This window comes from Pseudomonas sp. ABC1 (genome assembly GCF_013395055.1).
Taxonomy (GTDB): domain Bacteria; phylum Pseudomonadota; class Gammaproteobacteria; order Pseudomonadales; family Pseudomonadaceae; genus Stutzerimonas.
Map to the genome: position 1 here is coordinate 1,210,213 of NZ_CP058349.1, position 15,467 is coordinate 1,225,679.

The following is a 15,467-nucleotide window of genomic DNA, read 5'->3' on the forward strand; positions in this document are numbered from 1 at the left end:
CGCCAACCCGAGGGTTGGCGGCGTTGTCAGGCTGGCTTTCGATAACCGCTATTGGCAGGCGGCGAAAACCCTCTGCTCAGTAACCGAGGGAGAAGTTTTCCTCTTCCAGCGCCAGCAGGTTGTCGGCACCGGACAGCATGGCGGCGACATGGCTGCGGGTGCGCGGCAGGATGCGTTCGTAATAGAAGCGCGCGGTCTGCAACTTGGCCTGGTAGAAACCTGGCTCCGAGGTGCCGGCCGCCAGTTTCTCTGCCGCCAGGCGCGCCATGTCGGCCCAGAAGTAGGCCAGGCAGGCATAGCCGGAGTACATCAGGTAGTCCACCGAAGCGGCACCGACTTCCTCGCGGTTCTTCATCGCCGCCATGCCGACCTTCAGGGTGATCTCGCCCCACTCCTTGTTCAGTTGTGCCAGGGGTTCGACCAGGTGCGCGATGGCGTCGTTGCTGGCGTTCGCCTGGCAGAACTTGTGCACCACCTTGGTGAAGCCCTTGAGCGCCTCGCCCTGGGTCATCAGCACCTTGCGCCCGAGCAGGTCCAGCGCCTGCACGCCGGTGGTGCCCTCGTAGAGCATGGAGATACGGCTGTCGCGCACGTTCTGCTCCATGCCCCACTCGGCGATGAAACCATGCCCGCCATAGACCTGCACGCCATGGTTGGCGGCCTCGAAACCGACTTCGGTCATGAATGCCTTGGCGATCGGCGTGAGGAAGGCCAGCAGCGAATCAGCGGCCTTCTTCTGCTCCTCGTCGGTGCTGTGCTGCACGATGTCGACCTGCTTGGCCGCGTAGTAGAGCAGCGCCCGGTTGCCCTCGGCGAAGGCCTTGATGGTCAGCAGCATGCGCCGCACGTCCGGGTGCACGATGATCGGGTCGGCAGCCTTGTCCGGTGCCTTCGGACCGCTGAGGGCACGCATCTGCAGACGCTCGCGGGCATAGCGGATGGCGCCCTGGAAGGCCACGTCGGCATGCGCCAGCCCTTGCAGTGCGGTGCCCAGGCGGGCGGTGTTCATGAAGGTGAACATGCAGTTCAGGCCCTTGTTCGGCGGGCCGATCAGGAAGCCGGTGGCGGCGTCGAAGTTCATCACGCAGGTGGCGTTGCCGTGGATGCCCATCTTGTGTTCCAGCGAACCGCAGGACACACCGTTGCGCTCACCGATGCCACCCGCCGCGTCGGGCAGGAACTTCGGCACGATGAACAGCGAAATACCCTTGGTCCCTTCCGGGGCATCGGGCAGGCGCGCCAGCACGATGTGCACGATGTTGTCGGCCAGGTCGTGTTCACCCGCGGAAATGAAGATCTTGGTGCCGCTGATCCGGTAACTGCCGTCGGCCTGGGGTTCGGCCTTGGTGCGCAGCAGGCCCAGGTCGGTGCCACAGTGCGACTCGGTCAGGCACATGGTGCCGGTCCACTCTCCGGTCACCAGCTTGCTCAGGTAGGTGGCCTGCTGCTCCGGCGTACCATGGGCATGCAGGGTGTTCATCGCACCATGGGACAGGCCCGGGTACATGCCCCAGGACCAGTTGGCGCCGCCGATCATCTCGCTGATGGCGATCCCCAGGGACTCCGGCAGACCTTGCCCGCCATGCTCCACGTCATGCGCCAGACTCGGCCAGCCGCCTTCGACGAACTGCTGGTAGGCCTCCTTGAAACCGGTCGGCGTCTTCACGCCGGACTCGCTCCAGGTACAGCCTTCGGTATCGCCAACCCGGTTCAGCGGGCCGATCACCTGTTCACAGAACTTCGCACCTTCTTCGAGGATCGCATCGACCATGTCCGAGGTCGCCTCTTCGCAACCGGGCAGACTCTGGTAATGCGCGTCATAGCCAAGCAGTTCATCACGGACGAAACGGATATCGCGCAAGGGGGCCTTGTAGTCTGGCATAGCGTAAACCTCGGTGAGTTCCTGGTTCAGGTGACAGGTGGGCCGGTCACTTTCTTGTAAGAAGCTGTTTGCCGCCGGCCCTCAGTATGCCCAGGGTTCGAGGAACGCTGCACATATCCATGGTATGAGTGGCCACGACGCCATCAAACAGTTGTTTGAAACTTACGTTTGGCCCTGGACGATGTCAAGTTACCCGCTGGATAAATTCGCGGATGCATGTGACCGGCAATGGGGATGTGTTTACGGAGCTGCAATGACCAAGAAGAAGCCGACCTGTTGCTCCCGCACAGCCGCCTTCGGTGGGGGCTACGAGAAAAACTCGTTGCCCATGAGCCTGCGCACCTGGGTTCCCGCCTGCGCGGGAACGACGGAGATAGAGGGAACGGTGGCGTACCTGTACCGCTGGCAGCTACCCCACCACTCGTCATTCCCGCGCAGGCGGGAATCCATGCACTGGCCGTAGCGCCGCCGAACGTGCCCGCAAACGCAATCGAACGACCACTTACTCGCGCACCAGCCGAAAGCCCAGGTGGCTGGGCGGAATCCCGACCGAGCAGGCGCCGCTGATCGGGTCGCGGACAAAATCCGACAGTTCGCTCGGATGCCGTCCCGCCGCGATACGAATACCGCAGAAGGCGCCATTGCCGGAGCAGGTGTCCGTCCATTCCCAGACATTGCCCGCCATGTCCAGCAGGCCATTGCCGTTGCGGCCATGACCACCGAAGACCCGCAAGGTCGGGTCCAGCGGCTCCCGTGCCGCCTCACGCGCGTACTCGGCCAGCCAGCGCTGTGCCGGGTCGCGTGCATCGTCGAAGACCTGCGGCCGTTCGTCGACGAAGGCCTCCGCCGCCGCCAGCACCCACTCGCCGTAGCCGGGCAAGCGGTAGCGCTCGCCGGTGCGCTCGGATAGCCACTGTGCATAGCTCCAGGCATCCAGCCAACTGACCCCGACTACCGGCAGGTTGCTGGCTACCGCCTGTCCAAGGGCGCCATCCAGCGGCAGGCAGGCCCGCGCCTCGACACAGGCGGCATACTCGGCCTGACTGACCTGGCGACGCATGATGGAAAAGCCGCGTTGAATCACCTCAGTCTGCACGCCACTGGCATCCACCACCTGGTACTCGACGGCCCCCGGTGCGATGGACACCCACTCGACAGCGTCGATCTCCAATGCCGGGGAACAGCCCCCGAGCAACACCAGGCCAACTGCCAGCAGCGCTTTCATCACGGCATCCTTACTTGGAGGTGATCGGGCCCGGCGCCTTGATCTGTTTCATCAGGTCATCGTTCCATTGCCCTTCCACCTTGACGTGGCCGGCGGCGCCCAGCTCCATCGCCTCGATCAGGTTGTGGTTGACGTAGGCATAGACGCCCGGCTGCTTGAAGGTATACAGCGCCGCCCCCGCCGAACCGCCACGGATGAACCAGGTTTCCAGGTTCTTCTCCGGCGCATTGGCGAACTTGCCGGTTTCCCAGACCCAGTCGCCGTGCCCGCCGATCAGGTGCGGACGGGTATCGCGGTTGGCCTGCGAGTGGATGAACAGCACGGTCTCGCCGACCTTGGCGGTCAGAGCGTTATCCCCGGTCAGCGAGCCGACCTTGCCGTTGAACACCACATGGGTCGGCGTCAGGGTGCGCATCGCATCGCGGGTGTCCTGGAAGCTGGCGCCCAGGCTCGGATAATCCTTGTACTTGCCATCGGCATCCTTGGGTATGTAGAGGTCGAACTCGCCAATGGTGTAGGCACGGTCGTACTTCAGCGCATTGCCGGCAGGGTCCTTGAGACCATCGCGCGGCAGCACCATGAGCGTACCGCTCATGCCGGTGACGACGTGCCAGGCGACCATGCCCTCCGGTGCGCAGTGGTAGACGAAGGTGCCGCTACGGTCGGCCTTGAAGCGCAGCACCGCCTCCTGGCCCGGCGATACCTGGGTCAGCTTGGCGCCCCCCAGCGCCCCGGTGGCGGCATGGAAGTCGATGTTATGCGGCATGCTGTTGCTGGCCGGATTGACCAGCGTCAGTTCCACATAGTCCCCCTCATGCACCACCATGGTCGGCCCCGGCATGGAGCCATCGAAAGTCATGGCCTGCAGGGTGGTGCCCTGGTTGTCGATGACCATTTTCTTTTCCTCGATGGTCATGCGGAACTGCACCACTTTCGGTTTGCTGCTGGTGGCCTGCTCATGGGCATGCACTTGTGGCGGCGCCACCAGATCGACCTTGACCCTCTGCAAGCCGTCGGTGGTGTCGGCCAGCAAGGACGTCGCGGGGAACATGAGGGCAAGGGCAGCGGCTACCAACAAGGGTTTGCAAGCGTTCATGGCGATCTTCTCTTCTGTGGTTTGTTGCCCCCATTGCAGGACAATCCGCCGATGTCTTCTTTGTCCTGGCGCAAACAACGGGGCCCGGGCGACAACTCGCCACACCCCATCGGGGCACCGACACGGTAGGGTCTGTCCATTCGCACCACCACTCATCCGCCCGACGGAGCCTTATGCCAACCGACCGCGACCTGATCAGAAACCTGCCGCTGTTCGCCGCGCTGGACGAGGATGCCCTCGACGAAGCCCTGAGCCACGCCCAGGAATGTCACTTCGAGAAGGGGGAATATGCCTTCCGCCAGGGTGAACCGGCGCAGTACTTCTTCCTGCTGCTCGGCGGCCACCTGCAGACCCTCCAGGTGACGCCCGCCGGCGAACGCGTGGTGGTGCGTTATGTGCACGCCGGCGAACTGTTCGGCATCGCCAAGGCCATGGCCCTCAGCACCTACCCGGCCTCGTCCATCGCCGTGGAGAGCAGCCGCGTCCTGCGCTGGCCGTCCGCCCAGTGGGAAGCCCTCAACCGGGCCTGTGCGCAATTGACCGGGCATGTGGTGCAGACCGTCGGGCAACGCCTGCAGGAGGCCCATCAGCGCATTCAGGAACTGTCCACCGAGCGGGTCGAGCAGCGCGTGGCGCACGCTCTGCTGCGCCTGGCGCAACAATCGGGGCGCGCCACCGCCAGTGGGGTGAGCATCGACTTCCCGCTGTCCCGCCAGGACCTGGCGGAAATGACCGGCACCACCCTGCACACGGTCAGCCGCGTGCTCAGTGCCTGGAAGGAGCAGGGCCTGCTGCAACTCGGCCGCCAGCATGTCGTGCTGCTCGACCTGCCCGGCCTCTCCCGGCACGCTGAAAGGCAGGAAAGCGACTGAGCGTCCTTGATGCCCATCAAGGACGGCGAACGTGCCCGACCGCTAGACTCCACAGCGCCCAGCCAGCGCATGATCGCTACACACTCCGGAAAATCAGGATGCCCCCATGGTGCTTCACCGCGTTCACCACCAGATTCTGCGCAGCCACCACCTGTTCGAGCCGCTGGCCGACGAGCAACTGGACGAACTGATCGCCGACAGCCAACTGCTCAGCCTGGACAAGGGCGACATCCTGTTTCTCCAGGGCGAGCCGGCGCATTCGTTCTTCTTCGTGATCTCCGGCGCAGTGAAAATCTATCGCCTGACCCCGGATGGCCAGGAAAAGGTCTTCGAAGTCATCGGCGAACGGCATACCTTCGCCGAGGCGATGATGCTGATGGACACCCCCAACTACGTGGCCTCGTCCCAGGCGTTGGGCCCGGCGCAGTTGTACCGTTTCCCCAACGCCACCTACATGCGCCTGCTGCAAAGCAACTCGCGGCTGACCTTCGCCCTGCTCGGCAAGCTGTGCATCCGCCTGCACCAGCGCATCAACGAGATCGAGACACTGTCGCTGAAGAACGCCACCCACCGGGTAGTGCGCTACCTGCTGACGCAACTGGCACGCGGCGATGGCCAAGAACTGGAACTGCCAATGGCCCGACAACTGATCGCCGGGCACCTGTCGATCCAGCCGGAAACCTTTTCCCGCATCATTCGCCGGTTGATCGACGAGGGCATCATCACGCAGCAGTCGCGCACCATCCAGGTCCTCGACCGGCAGCGCCTGGAACAGTTCGAGTAGCACCATGACCTCACGCACCTGCCTCTACTGCCAGCGTCCGCAACCCGAACAGGGCGACACCTGCACCGACTGCGGCATGCCACTGCCAACCCACCGTCCGCAACAGCGCCGGCAGCGGCGCTTCCTGTGGTTCTGTATCGCACTCTCGCTGTTCTGCCTGGTGATGATCGTCTGGCTGCCCCGGTAGGGCAGCCCGCGACTAACCGACCGTCAATTGCCGATAAAGCTGCGGCAGATAGGTCGGCAGGTCCTGTGGTCGCTCAATCAGCACATGGCCGCTGGCGCCGAACATATACGGCAGGTAGTCGCCGGCCTGCTGGTCGATGGTGATGCAGAACGGCAACACACCGGCCCGCCGCGCCTCCAGCACCGCTTCGCGGGTGTCCTCGACGCCATAGCGGCCTTCGTAGAGGTCGAGGTCGTTGGGCTTGCCATCGGTGACCAGCAACAACAGGCGCTGGCGTTGCGGGCGCTGCTGGAGCAGGCGGGTGGCCTGGCGGATCGCCGCCCCCATGCGTGTGTAGTAGCCCGGTCGCAAGGCCAGGATGCGCCCGCGCGCCTGCTCGTCGTAACCCTGGCCGAAGGCCTTCAGCTCCTGCATGCGCACCTGCTGGCGCCGCAGCGAGGAAAAACCGTAGAGGGCGAAGTCGTCGCGCGCCGCCGTCAATGCTTCGGCGAACAGCAGCAGGCTGTCGACGATGACATCGATGACCCGTTGCTGGTCGTTCAGGTGCGATTCGGTGGACATCGACAGGTCGGCCAGCAGCAGGCAGGTCAACTCCCGGCGCGTGCGTCGCTGTTCGAGGAACAAGCCTTTTTCCTGCGCCTGTCCCTGGCGACGCTGCACATGAAAGTCCAGCCAGGCGGCCAGGTCCGTCTCGCTGCCCTGGGGCTGCTGGCGTCGCCACTGGCGGTCATTGCGCAGCACTTCGAACTGCCGCCGCAGACGCCTCGCCGCCGGCGCCAGTCGCACCGGCAAGGGCGCCGCCTCGGCGGCTCGCGGGTGGAACATCTGCACGCAGGCATGACGTTCGCGCAGCGCGCCCAGGCGGTAATCCCACTCCGGCAGCGGCAGGCCTTCACCCAGCGGCAGGTCGTCCTGTTCCGCCGCCGGCAGGTCCAGGTCGAGGTGCAGCCCACCGCCCTTGCGCGTGCGCTGGCGCGACAGGGACAACTCGTCGAGGTCCTCGGCGACGCGGGCGGCGTCCAGGTCTTCGCTGTCATCGTTGCAGCGGTCCAGTTGCACATGCTCCGACCAACTGAACAGGTTCTCCAGGCGGAACAGCAGCAACCCACCCTTGCCACTGCCGTCATCGGTGCGCGAGGCACGCTTGCGTAGCGAGCGCTTGCCGCCATTGGGGTTGGCGGCGCTGCCCTCGCCCTCCTCCAGCAACTCGCTGGCGCTATTGCGCGCCTGGCCCTGGGGCGGATACAGCCATAACGACACAGGCCAGGGTGCCTGCTCGTCATGGGCGAAAGATTCGATGCTGCCCGGCTCGCGCAACGCCTGGCGCAGGTCGCGCTCCAGGGCCGCCGCCGCCGTCGGCAGGCTTTCCACAGGCGGCCGCAAGCGCAGGTGCGCGTCGACCAGCCGTCGGTAACGTGGCTGCAACGCCGGATAGCGTTGCAGCAATGTATGCACCCAGCGCTGGTTGTCCCGCCCCCAATGGCGCATGCCATCGGCGACCGCGGCCAGCATCGCCAGCCAGCGATACAGTTCGCGGTTCAATTCGCGGGTGGGGAATACCGCCAGGCTGGGCGGCAAGCGCAGGTTCTGCTCATCGCACCAGGCCACCGGCATCTGCCGGCAGGTGCCGGCGACCTGTTGCAACAGGCTGCGGCGCAGCAGCAGGTCGCGCGGCTGCGCGGCCTCCAGCTGGACGCCACTGGCACCACCCAGTGCGTGGTACAGCAAGGCCAGTGAGCGTTGCATCTGCGCTAGCTCGACCCGTGCGTGGCCGAAATCCGGGTCGGCACGGCGCGTGATGAAACGGTGCCAGGCAGCGCCTACCCACTCCTCGACCTCGATACTGAACGTCATGACCACTCCCAATGATCGACACCACGTAGGGTGCGCCGCGCGCACCACAGGGGATGCGCATCGCCTATTGGTGCGCGCGGCGCACCCTACGCGGTCAAGCGGCTTTAGCCATACGCCCGCGCTGGACGAAGCTCAGCAGGTAGCACAGCAAGCCGATGGCGAAGCCGACCCCGGCCACCAGACGCATCCAGAAGTAGGGTGCCAGTTGGTCCATGGTGGCCATGAAAGCCATCGCCTCGTCATCCGCCGGCCAGCGTTGCAGCCAGATCTGCACGGCGCCGGCGACGGTCAGCAGCAGGGTGATCGCCACCATCGACAGGGTCATCAGCCAGAAGCCCCAGATCTCGATGCGCTGCGCACGCTCGTCCGGCGCTTCACCAATTCCGCGCAGGCGCGGCATGGCGTAGGAGATCATGGTCATGACGATCATCGCGTAGGCACCGTAGAAGGCCAGGTGGCCGTGGGCGGCGGTCAGTTGCGTACCGTGGGTGTAGTAGTTGACCGGTGCCAGGGTGTGCAGGAAGCCCCACACGCCGGCGCCGAAGAAGGCTGTGACGGTGGTACCCAGCGCCCACAGACCAGCGGCCCGGTTGGGGTGTTCACGACGACGGCGGCGCACCATGTTGAAGGCGAACAGCACCATGGCGAAGAACGGTAGTGGCTCCAGCGCGGAGAACACCGAGCCCAGCCACAGCCAGACACCTGGCGCACCGATCCAGAAGTAGTGGTGCCCGGTACCGATGATGCCGGTGATCAGGGCCATGGCGATGATCACGTAGAGCCATTTCTCGATCACTTCACGGTCGACTCCAGTGACCTTGATCAGCACGAAGGCCAGCATCGAACCCATGATCAGTTCCCACACGCCTTCCACCCACAGATGCACCACCCACCACCAGTAGAACTTGTCGCGGGTGAGGTTTTCCGGGTTGAAGAAGGAGAACAGGAACATCACCGCCAGACCGATCAGGCCGGTCATCATGACCACGCTGACGGTGGTCTTGCGCCCTTTCAGCAGCGTCATGCCGATGTTGTAGAGGAAGCCCAGGGCCACCACCACGATACCGGCCTTGGTAATGGTCGGCTGCTCGAGGAACTCTCGCCCCATCGTCGGCAGCAACTCGTTACCGGTGATCCTGGCGAGGGTGGCGTAAGGCACCGCCAGGTAGCCGATGATGGTCAGCACGCCGGCCACGGCGAACACCCAGAACAGGATGATCGCCAGTTTCGGGCTGTGCAGCTCACGGTCGGCTTCCTCGGGGATCAGGTAATAAGCCGCCCCCATGAAGCCGAACAGCAGCCAGACGATCAGCAGGTTGGTGTGCACCATGCGCGCCACGTTGAACGGGATCAACGGGAACAGGAAATCACCGATCACGTACTGCAGCCCCATGATCAGGCCGAACAGGATCTGCCCGACGAACAGCATGAGGGCGAACACGAAGTAAGGTTTGGCCACGGATTGCGAGGCGAATTTAAGGTGCGGATTGGCAGTACTCATTTCTCAGCCCTCCCTGTTTGGCGGCCAGTCGTTGGTGTCGATCTTCGAGGTCCACTTGAGGAACTCGGCAAGATCGTTCACTTCCCGCTCGCTCAGATTGAATTGCGGCATCGCGCGGCGCCCCGGCACGTTCAGCGGCTGGGCACCCATCCAGGCGTGCAGGAAGCCGTTGAACTGCTCTTCGCCGCCCCGGCGCTGGAAGACGTTGCCCAGCTCCGGCGCGAAGTAGGCGCCCTCGCCCAGCAGCGTGTGGCAGCCGATGCAGTTGTTCTGCTCCCAGACCAGCTTGCCGCGCACCACCGACTCGTTCATCAAGTGCTCATTGGTGCGTTCGGGCAGGGTTTGCTCGGTATGGAAGGTCAAGGCCAGAAATACCAGGATGAAGAACAGGCTTCCTCCGAAGTAGATATTTCTGGCCATCCCCTTGGTGAAGGTTTCCGACATGGTCATGTCCTCATGGCTTGGCGGGGCCATTCTCGGGCGCGGCCCGGACAAAACCGCTTGATGACGATCAAGAAGCCAGAAACAGGGCCAGTGCCATGCACAACGACCAGCACAACAGCAGCGCACGCCATGGCCCACGCACCGGGCGCAGCTCCATGAAACCGTCGATGATCAGCCAGGCCTTGCCCAGCGCCAGCACCACCAATGCCAGCGCGGTCCAGTGGGGAACGGGCGCGGCGACCAGCCCCAGGCTGCACAGCGACAGCAGGAGCAGGCCCGCCCAGCACAACAGGATGCCCATCGTCCTTACCTTTGCAGATAGAGCAGCGGAAACAGCAGCACCCAGACCAGATCGATCATGTGCCAATAGAGCACGCAGGACTCCAGCTCACTGTGCCGCCCACGGTCATAGACGCCTCGGCGGCAGCGCAGCGCCAGCCAGCCGAACAGCAGCAGGCCGGGCAGTACGTGCAGGAAGTGGAAGCCACTGAGAATCCAGTAGAGGGTGAAGAAGCGGTCGTACTCCAGCCCCAGGCCGGCATCGAGCAGGTGCGCGTACTCGCGCCCTTTCAGCACGACGTAGATGCAGCCGCACGCCAGCGCGGCCAGCAGCCAGCCACAGGCATCGCGCCCACACCCCCGGCGCACCAGCAGCATCGCACGGGCCGCGAAGAAGCCCGAGGTCAGCAGGCTCAGGGTCAGCGCCAGGCCGGTGGAACCATCCAGCAGCGCCCGGCTGGTGGCAAAGGCTGACCCGGACACACGCTGGGTGACGGCGAAGGTCATGATCAGCAGGCCGAAGACCGTCAGTTCGGCCAGGATGAAGAACCACATGGCCAGGTCACCCGGCAGCCGTTTCTCCAGTTCGTCAGCCGAAGTGGACATCGACCAGTTCCATCAGCGCAGCGACCGTCTGCACATCGTCCGAGAGCGGCTCGGCCAGGCAGGCCAGGCAGGCGCTGCGCACGTCCATGCCGGCACCGATCAGGCGGGCGGCATAGATCAGCAGCCGGGTCGAGGCGACCTCCTGCAGATCGTGCTGCTCCAGGCGCCGCACATCCTGGCCCAGACCGACCAGTTGCCGCGCCAGCGCCTCGCTCACGCCGGCTTCGCGGGCGACGATGGGCCACTCGTGCTCGGCGTCGGGATAGTCGAAGCGCAAGGCCACGAACCGCTGGCGGGTGCTTGGCTTCATGCCCTTGAGCAGGTTCTGGTAGCCGGGATTGTAGGACACCACCAGCATGAAGCCGGGAGGCGCCTGCAAGGTCTCTCCGGTGCGTTCCAGGTACAGCTCGCGGCGATCATCGGCCAGCGGGTGCAGCACCACCACCGTGTCCTGCCGCGCCTCGACCACTTCGTCGAGGTAACAGATGCCCCCTTCACGCACGGCGCGCGTCAGCGGCCCATCCTGCCACCAGGTGCCCTCACTGCCGATCAGGTGGCGGCCGACCAGGTCGGCGGCGGTCAGGTCGTCATGGCAGGCCACGGTATACAGCGGCAGGCGCAGGCGCTGCGCCATGTGCTGCACGAAACGGGTCTTGCCGCAGCCGGTCGGCCCCTTGATCAGCACCGGCATGCGCTGCTGCCAGGCCTGCTCGAACAGACGCTGTTCGTCACCCTGCACCTGATAGAAAGGCGCCCCCTCGACCATCGCCTGCATAACGCCTCCACGCGGTATTCATTTGCCTGATCGCACGCTAGGGGCTGGCCAGGAAGGCCTCAAGCGCTACGCGGAGGAGACTTGATTGCGGTCAAGCGGCCAGGCAAATGGCCCTGTATATGATCGGAACCAGATAAAGAGCATGCCGCTGCCAGGCAGACGGCAAGCCATCCAGTCGATGAGGGAATGATCATGAAAAGAATGCTGATACCGCTGTTCGCCCTGAGCGCCCTGCTGGGCATGTCCAGCGTTCACGCCGCCAGCGGGGAGGAACTGTTCCAGAGCAAACCCTGTGGCGCTTGCCACAACCTCCAGGTCAAGCTGGTCGGCCCAGCCCTGAAGGACATCGCGGCGAAACATGCGGGGGTCGACGGCGCGGCACAGACACTGGCGGCTCATATCAAGAACGGCAGCTCGGGCATCTGGGGCGCAATGCCGATGCCACCAAACCCGGTCAATGACGAGGAAGCACTGGCCTTGGCCGAGTGGATACTCAGCCTGAAATGATCGAGAACGTGCCGGCCTCAGAACCTGTTCACGATCTCGCGAGCTAGAGCCCTGCAAGGCGCAACGACCAACGGGAGTAACAGCCGGAGGCTGGCCCGAAGGGTGAGCGCTAGCGAATCAAACGGGCGAGGAAGCGGAGTTTACAGGTTGTAAATGAGCATGACTCGCCTTGCTCGCCCCCTTGGGGCCGCACTGAAGTGCGTTAGCCGCAAGCGGCTTTCCGAGCCTGTTTTTAACGCAGCAGGGCCGACGCGCAGCAGATCATGAACAGGTTCTCACACTTGCGGGACATGCGGCTTAGAATGCCGGCCATGGAAACCTTTCCGCAATGAAGCCCACATGGACATCGACCTCGCCCGCACCTTTCTGGAAATCGTCCGCAGCGGCAGCTTCATCGCTGCCGCGGAGCGCCTGCACCTGACCCAGACCGCGGTCACTGCCCGCATCCGCAGCCTGGAGACGCAACTCGGCTGCCGTCTGTTCATCCGCAACCGTGCGGGTGCCCGGCCGACCGAGGATGGCGAACGTTTCGTGCGCTATGCCAGCCAACTGGTACAGACCTGGGAAGCCGCCCGACGCGACCTGCCACTGCCGCAGGGTTACGACGACGTGCTGCGCCTCGGCGCGGAAACCAGCCTGTGCAACCCGCTGCTGCTGGTCTGGCTGCGGCAGCTGCGCCAACAACTGCCCGAACACGCCATCGACGCGCAGGTCGGCGAAGGCCGTGAGTTGCAGGAAAGACTCGAACGAGGGCTACTCGACGCGGCCCTGGTCTACCAGCCCGAATACCGCCCCGGCCTGCTGGTCGAGCAGGTGCTGGAGGAAAAACTGGTGCAGGTCGCCCGTACCGGCAATCACCAACCTTACCTGTACGTCGACTGGGGGCCGGTGTTCCGCCAGCAGCACGACACCGCCCTGCCCGAACATGCCCGCGCCCCACTGACCTTCAACCTCGGCCCACTGGCCTTGCAGTACCTGCTGCAATACGGCGGCCACGGCTACTTCCGCACCCGGGTCGTACAACGCTACCTCGACCAGGGCCTGCTCGAACGGGTGCCTCGCGCCCCGGAGTTCACCTACCCGGTCTACCTGGTCCACCTGCGCGAAAGCCCCGGCCCGGCCTGCCAGCAAGCCTTGCAGACACTCAGGGACATCGCCCCGCAGGCCTACGAATGGTCGCGCGGGTATCTGGATATCTGAGCAGCACCAGCGCGCGATGATGCTGCGAGGCTTGCGAAGCCTGGAGGTACGGATTGAGACCTGTTCTGCCGACTCGATCTCGCAAGATTGACCTGTCGTCCGCGCATCGCGCCCCCGACCAGCCCCTCTACGCAACACGCATGAACTCATCCCTGAGGCTCTACGCCGACATCCCTGTCGGCGAAGGTTGCTACGAGGGGCAGGTCGGGCTCGCGGTCAATACCGAGGTGGTCCAGGGAAAAGGCTCACCCCGTCGCTCCCGCGCAGGCGGGAGCCTAGGTGCGCAAGGCTAAGGCCCGCGAGCTTCTTCCTACAGTCGCCGCAGAAGATGGCTGTGCGGGTGCCAGGTGGCGGGATGGGGCCTTCGCCACCTGGCATTCGCACAGGAACGACGAGCGCAAGGCCACCGCATCGTGGGCAAAGCGAAAGACGTGCCGGACAGTAGTGAACGCAGGCAGAGCCCCAGAGGCGCGTATGCCGGCGTGATTCCCGGTTGCCCAAAAAACAAAACGGGTATATACACCTAACCCATGTTACCGACCGAATGCCTCTGCACCCGACTGCGACGCGCCAGCCGTGGCGTCAGCAAACTCTATGACGACGCCCTGCACGGTGTCGGGATCAACGTCGCCCAGTACTCACTGCTGCGGCACCTCGACCGCCTGGTACAGCCGAGCATCACCGACCTGGCCGACGCCATGGGGCTGGAGCGCAGCACGCTGGGCCGTAACCTGCGGGTACTCGAAGGCAAGGGACTGGTCGTACTGCTGGACGGCATCGACCGGCGCAACCGACCGGTCGCGCTGACACAAGCGGGCGAGCAAGCCCTGGCCAAGGCCCTGCAAGCCTGGAGCCAGGTGCAGGACGACCTGAACCGACGCCTGCCGCAGCAACAGATGGAAGCCTTGAACGCATTGCTTGCCAGCCTCAGCGACGACTCACCGACACCCGCCCCATAACCACCCCAGCAAGGGCGATGTGCCCACCCGGACCACAATAAGAAGGACATCCGATGAGCAACACGACACGCATAAGCCTCTGGTTGATGCTCGGCACCTCACTGGTGCTCGCGCTCTCCCTCGGCACCCGGCATGGATTCGGCCTGTTCCTTTCCCCGATGAGCGATGAGTTCGGCTGGGGACGTGGCACATTTGCCTTCGCCATCGCCCTGCAGAACCTTATCTGGGGCCTGGTCCAGCCCATCACCGGCGCCCTGGCCGATCGCTTCGGCGCCCGCAAGGCGATCGTCACGGGCGGGCTGCTCTACGCGCTCGGGCTGGTCATGATGGGGCTCAGCGACTCACCACTGAGCCTGTCGCTGAGCGCCGGCCTGCTGATCGGCATCGGCCTTTCCGGCACCTCCTTCTCGGTCATCCTCGGTGTGGTCGGACGCGCCGCGCCACCCGAGAAACGCAGCATGGCCATGGGTATCGCCGCCGCTGCCGGCTCCTTCGGCCAGTTCGCCATGTTGCCGGGCAGTCTCGGGCTGATCGAATGGCTGGGCTGGTCCAGCGCCCTGATCGTGCTGGGCCTGCTGGTGGCGCTGATCGTCCCGCTGGCCGGCATGATCAAGGACCGCCCGCTGCCCGCTCACGAAAATGAACAGACTCTGGGCGAGGCCTTGCGCGAAGCCTGTTCGCACTCGGGTTTCTGGCTGCTGGCACTGGGCTTCTTCGTCTGCGGCTTCCAGGTGGTGTTCATCGGCGTGCACCTGCCCGCCTACCTGGTCGACCAGCAGTTACCGGCCCTGGTCGGCACCACCGTGCTGGCGCTGGTAGGGCTGTTCAATGTCTTTGGCACCTACATCGCCGGCTGGCTCGGTGGCAGACGCTCCAAGCCGCGCCTGCTGAGCGGGCTGTACCTGGCACGCGCGGTGGTGATCACGCTGTTCATCAGCTTCCCGATAAGCGTGTGGACCGCCTATGCCTTCGGTATCGCCATGGGGCTGCTGTGGCTGTCCACCGTACCGCTGACCAACGGCACGGTGGCGACGCTGTTCGGCGTGCGCAACCTGTCCATGCTCGGCGGCATCGTCTTCCTGTTCCACCAACTGGGTTCGTTCCTCGGCGGCTGGCTCGGCGGCTACCTGTATGACTACACGGGCAGCTACGACCTGGTCTGGCAGATATCCATCCTGCTCAGCCTGCTGGCCGCCGCCCTGAACTGGCCGGTGCGCGAGCAACCGGTCACACGCCTGCAGAAGGCGGGAGCGCAGGCATGAAAGCCCTGCTGTGGCTGGCGGCCCTGTCCCTGGG

16 protein-coding genes are annotated in these 15,467 nt (G+C 64.7%); 7 read left to right on the forward strand and 9 right to left on the reverse strand.

What is annotated here, in order from left to right; all coding sequences use genetic code 11:
• Window positions 1-76: 76 nt before the first annotated feature.
• The 3 genes from HW090_RS05320 to nirK all read right to left on the reverse strand — a co-directional run bounded on the left by HW090_RS05320 (window position 77) and on the right by nirK (window position 4,158).
• A complete protein-coding gene (locus HW090_RS05320; protein ID WP_179112500.1) occupies window positions 77-1,882 on the reverse strand; it encodes a phenylacyl-CoA dehydrogenase in 1,806 nt (601 codons plus the stop codon).
• A gap of 502 nt (window positions 1,883-2,384) precedes the next feature.
• Window positions 2,385-3,107, reverse strand: a complete 723-nt coding sequence (locus HW090_RS05325) for an SUMF1/EgtB/PvdO family nonheme iron enzyme (protein WP_179112501.1) — start codon at window positions 3,105-3,107, stop codon at window positions 2,385-2,387.
• Window positions 3,108-3,117: 10 nt separating this feature from the next.
• Window positions 3,118-4,158: a copper-containing nitrite reductase gene (nirK, locus tag HW090_RS05330; RefSeq protein WP_256930787.1), complete on the reverse strand. Its 1,041-nt coding sequence runs from the start codon at window positions 4,156-4,158 to the stop codon at window positions 3,118-3,120.
• A gap of 218 nt (window positions 4,159-4,376) precedes the next feature.
• On the opposite strand from nirK, the gene HW090_RS05335 reads away from it, so the two are divergent.
• The 3 genes from HW090_RS05335 (at window position 4,377) to HW090_RS05345 (ending at window position 6,046) form a co-directional block, all read left to right on the forward strand.
• Window positions 4,377-5,075, forward strand: a complete 699-nt coding sequence (locus tag HW090_RS05335) for a Crp/Fnr family transcriptional regulator (RefSeq protein ID WP_179112503.1) — start codon at window positions 4,377-4,379, stop codon at window positions 5,073-5,075.
• Window positions 5,076-5,181: 106 nt separating this feature from the next.
• Complete coding sequence (locus tag HW090_RS05340) at window positions 5,182-5,859, forward strand: Crp/Fnr family transcriptional regulator (protein WP_179112504.1); 678 nt, start codon at window positions 5,182-5,184, stop codon at window positions 5,857-5,859.
• 4 nt (window positions 5,860-5,863) lie between these two features.
• Window positions 5,864-6,046 carry a protein DnrP gene (locus tag HW090_RS05345; RefSeq protein WP_179112505.1) on the forward strand — a complete coding sequence of 61 codons (183 nt, stop codon included), beginning with the start codon at window positions 5,864-5,866 and terminating at the stop codon, window positions 6,044-6,046.
• Between the two features lie 12 nt (window positions 6,047-6,058).
• Here the strand turns inward: HW090_RS05345 and HW090_RS05350 are convergent, their stop codons facing one another.
• From HW090_RS05350 to HW090_RS05375, 6 genes are all read right to left on the reverse strand, one after another.
• On the reverse strand, window positions 6,059-7,900 hold the full coding sequence (locus tag HW090_RS05350) for a nitric oxide reductase activation protein NorD (protein ID WP_179112506.1): 1,842 nt from the start codon (window positions 7,898-7,900) through the stop codon (window positions 6,059-6,061).
• A 94-nt stretch (window positions 7,901-7,994) separates the two neighbouring features.
• Window positions 7,995-9,401, reverse strand: a complete 1,407-nt coding sequence (locus HW090_RS05355; protein WP_179112507.1) for a cbb3-type cytochrome c oxidase subunit I — start codon at window positions 9,399-9,401, stop codon at window positions 7,995-7,997.
• Between the two features lie 3 nt (window positions 9,402-9,404).
• Window positions 9,405-9,845, reverse strand: a complete 441-nt coding sequence (locus tag HW090_RS05360) for a cytochrome c (protein ID WP_179112508.1) — start codon at window positions 9,843-9,845, stop codon at window positions 9,405-9,407.
• Window positions 9,846-9,912: 67 nt separating this feature from the next.
• Window positions 9,913-10,146 (reverse strand): cytochrome C oxidase subunit IV family protein, encoded by a 234-nt coding sequence (locus HW090_RS05365; protein WP_179112509.1) that lies wholly within the window; start codon window positions 10,144-10,146, stop codon window positions 9,913-9,915.
• Window positions 10,147-10,151: 5 nt separating this feature from the next.
• Entirely contained in the window at window positions 10,152-10,730 is a 579-nt protein-coding gene (locus tag HW090_RS05370) for a cytochrome c oxidase subunit 3 (RefSeq protein ID WP_179112510.1), read from the reverse strand.
• On the reverse strand, window positions 10,714-11,496 hold the full coding sequence (locus HW090_RS05375; RefSeq protein ID WP_179114837.1) for a CbbQ/NirQ/NorQ/GpvN family protein: 783 nt from the start codon (window positions 11,494-11,496) through the stop codon (window positions 10,714-10,716). Before HW090_RS05375 ends, HW090_RS05370 begins: the two co-directional genes overlap by 17 nt.
• 201 nt (window positions 11,497-11,697) lie before the next feature.
• Here HW090_RS05375 and HW090_RS05380 point away from each other — a divergent pair, with 201 nt between their 5' ends.
• The 4 genes from HW090_RS05380 (at window position 11,698) to HW090_RS05395 (ending at window position 15,433) form a co-directional block, all read left to right on the forward strand.
• Complete coding sequence (locus HW090_RS05380) at window positions 11,698-12,012, forward strand: c-type cytochrome (RefSeq protein WP_179112511.1); 315 nt, start codon at window positions 11,698-11,700, stop codon at window positions 12,010-12,012.
• 339 nt (window positions 12,013-12,351) lie between these two features.
• Window positions 12,352-13,212, forward strand: coding sequence for a LysR family transcriptional regulator (locus HW090_RS05385; protein ID WP_179112512.1), 861 nt, complete (start codon window positions 12,352-12,354; stop codon window positions 13,210-13,212).
• Window positions 13,213-13,742: 530 nt separating this feature from the next.
• A complete protein-coding gene (locus tag HW090_RS05390) occupies window positions 13,743-14,171 on the forward strand; it encodes a MarR family winged helix-turn-helix transcriptional regulator (protein WP_179112513.1) in 429 nt (142 codons plus the stop codon).
• Between the two features lie 86 nt (window positions 14,172-14,257).
• Complete coding sequence (locus HW090_RS05395; RefSeq protein ID WP_373416382.1) at window positions 14,258-15,433, forward strand: MFS transporter; 1,176 nt, start codon at window positions 14,258-14,260, stop codon at window positions 15,431-15,433.
• Window positions 15,434-15,467 lie beyond the last annotated feature (34 nt).

What these genes read in the sequence shown, in the direction of transcription:
- HW090_RS05320 (WP_179112500.1), bottom strand. Translation starts at nt 1,882, where the DNA reads ATGCCAGACTACAAGGCCCCCTTGCGCGATATCCGTTTCGTCCGTGAT.
- HW090_RS05325 (WP_179112501.1), bottom strand. Translation starts at nt 3,107, where the DNA reads ATGAAAGCGCTGCTGGCAGTTGGCCTGGTGTTGCTCGGGGGCTGTTCC.
- nirK (WP_256930787.1), bottom strand. Translation starts at nt 4,158, where the DNA reads ATGTTCCCCGCGACGTCCTTGCTGGCCGACACCACCGACGGCTTGCAG.
- HW090_RS05335 (WP_179112503.1), top strand. Translation starts at nt 4,377, where the DNA reads ATGCCAACCGACCGCGACCTGATCAGAAACCTGCCGCTGTTCGCCGCG.
- HW090_RS05340 (WP_179112504.1), top strand. Translation starts at nt 5,182, where the DNA reads ATGGTGCTTCACCGCGTTCACCACCAGATTCTGCGCAGCCACCACCTG.
- HW090_RS05345 (WP_179112505.1), top strand. Translation starts at nt 5,864, where the DNA reads ATGACCTCACGCACCTGCCTCTACTGCCAGCGTCCGCAACCCGAACAG.
- HW090_RS05350 (WP_179112506.1), bottom strand. Translation starts at nt 7,900, where the DNA reads ATGACGTTCAGTATCGAGGTCGAGGAGTGGGTAGGCGCTGCCTGGCAC.
- HW090_RS05355 (WP_179112507.1), bottom strand. Translation starts at nt 9,401, where the DNA reads ATGAGTACTGCCAATCCGCACCTTAAATTCGCCTCGCAATCCGTGGCC.
- HW090_RS05360 (WP_179112508.1), bottom strand. Translation starts at nt 9,845, where the DNA reads ATGTCGGAAACCTTCACCAAGGGGATGGCCAGAAATATCTACTTCGGA.
- HW090_RS05365 (WP_179112509.1), bottom strand. Translation starts at nt 10,146, where the DNA reads ATGGGCATCCTGTTGTGCTGGGCGGGCCTGCTCCTGCTGTCGCTGTGC.
- HW090_RS05370 (WP_179112510.1), bottom strand. Translation starts at nt 10,730, where the DNA reads ATGTCCACTTCGGCTGACGAACTGGAGAAACGGCTGCCGGGTGACCTG.
- HW090_RS05375 (WP_179114837.1), bottom strand. Translation starts at nt 11,496, where the DNA reads ATGGTCGAGGGGGCGCCTTTCTATCAGGTGCAGGGTGACGAACAGCGT.
- HW090_RS05380 (WP_179112511.1), top strand. Translation starts at nt 11,698, where the DNA reads ATGAAAAGAATGCTGATACCGCTGTTCGCCCTGAGCGCCCTGCTGGGC.
- HW090_RS05385 (WP_179112512.1), top strand. Translation starts at nt 12,352, where the DNA reads ATGGACATCGACCTCGCCCGCACCTTTCTGGAAATCGTCCGCAGCGGC.
- HW090_RS05390 (WP_179112513.1), top strand. Translation starts at nt 13,743, where the DNA reads ATGTTACCGACCGAATGCCTCTGCACCCGACTGCGACGCGCCAGCCGT.
- HW090_RS05395 (WP_373416382.1), top strand. Translation starts at nt 14,258, where the DNA reads ATGCTCGGCACCTCACTGGTGCTCGCGCTCTCCCTCGGCACCCGGCAT.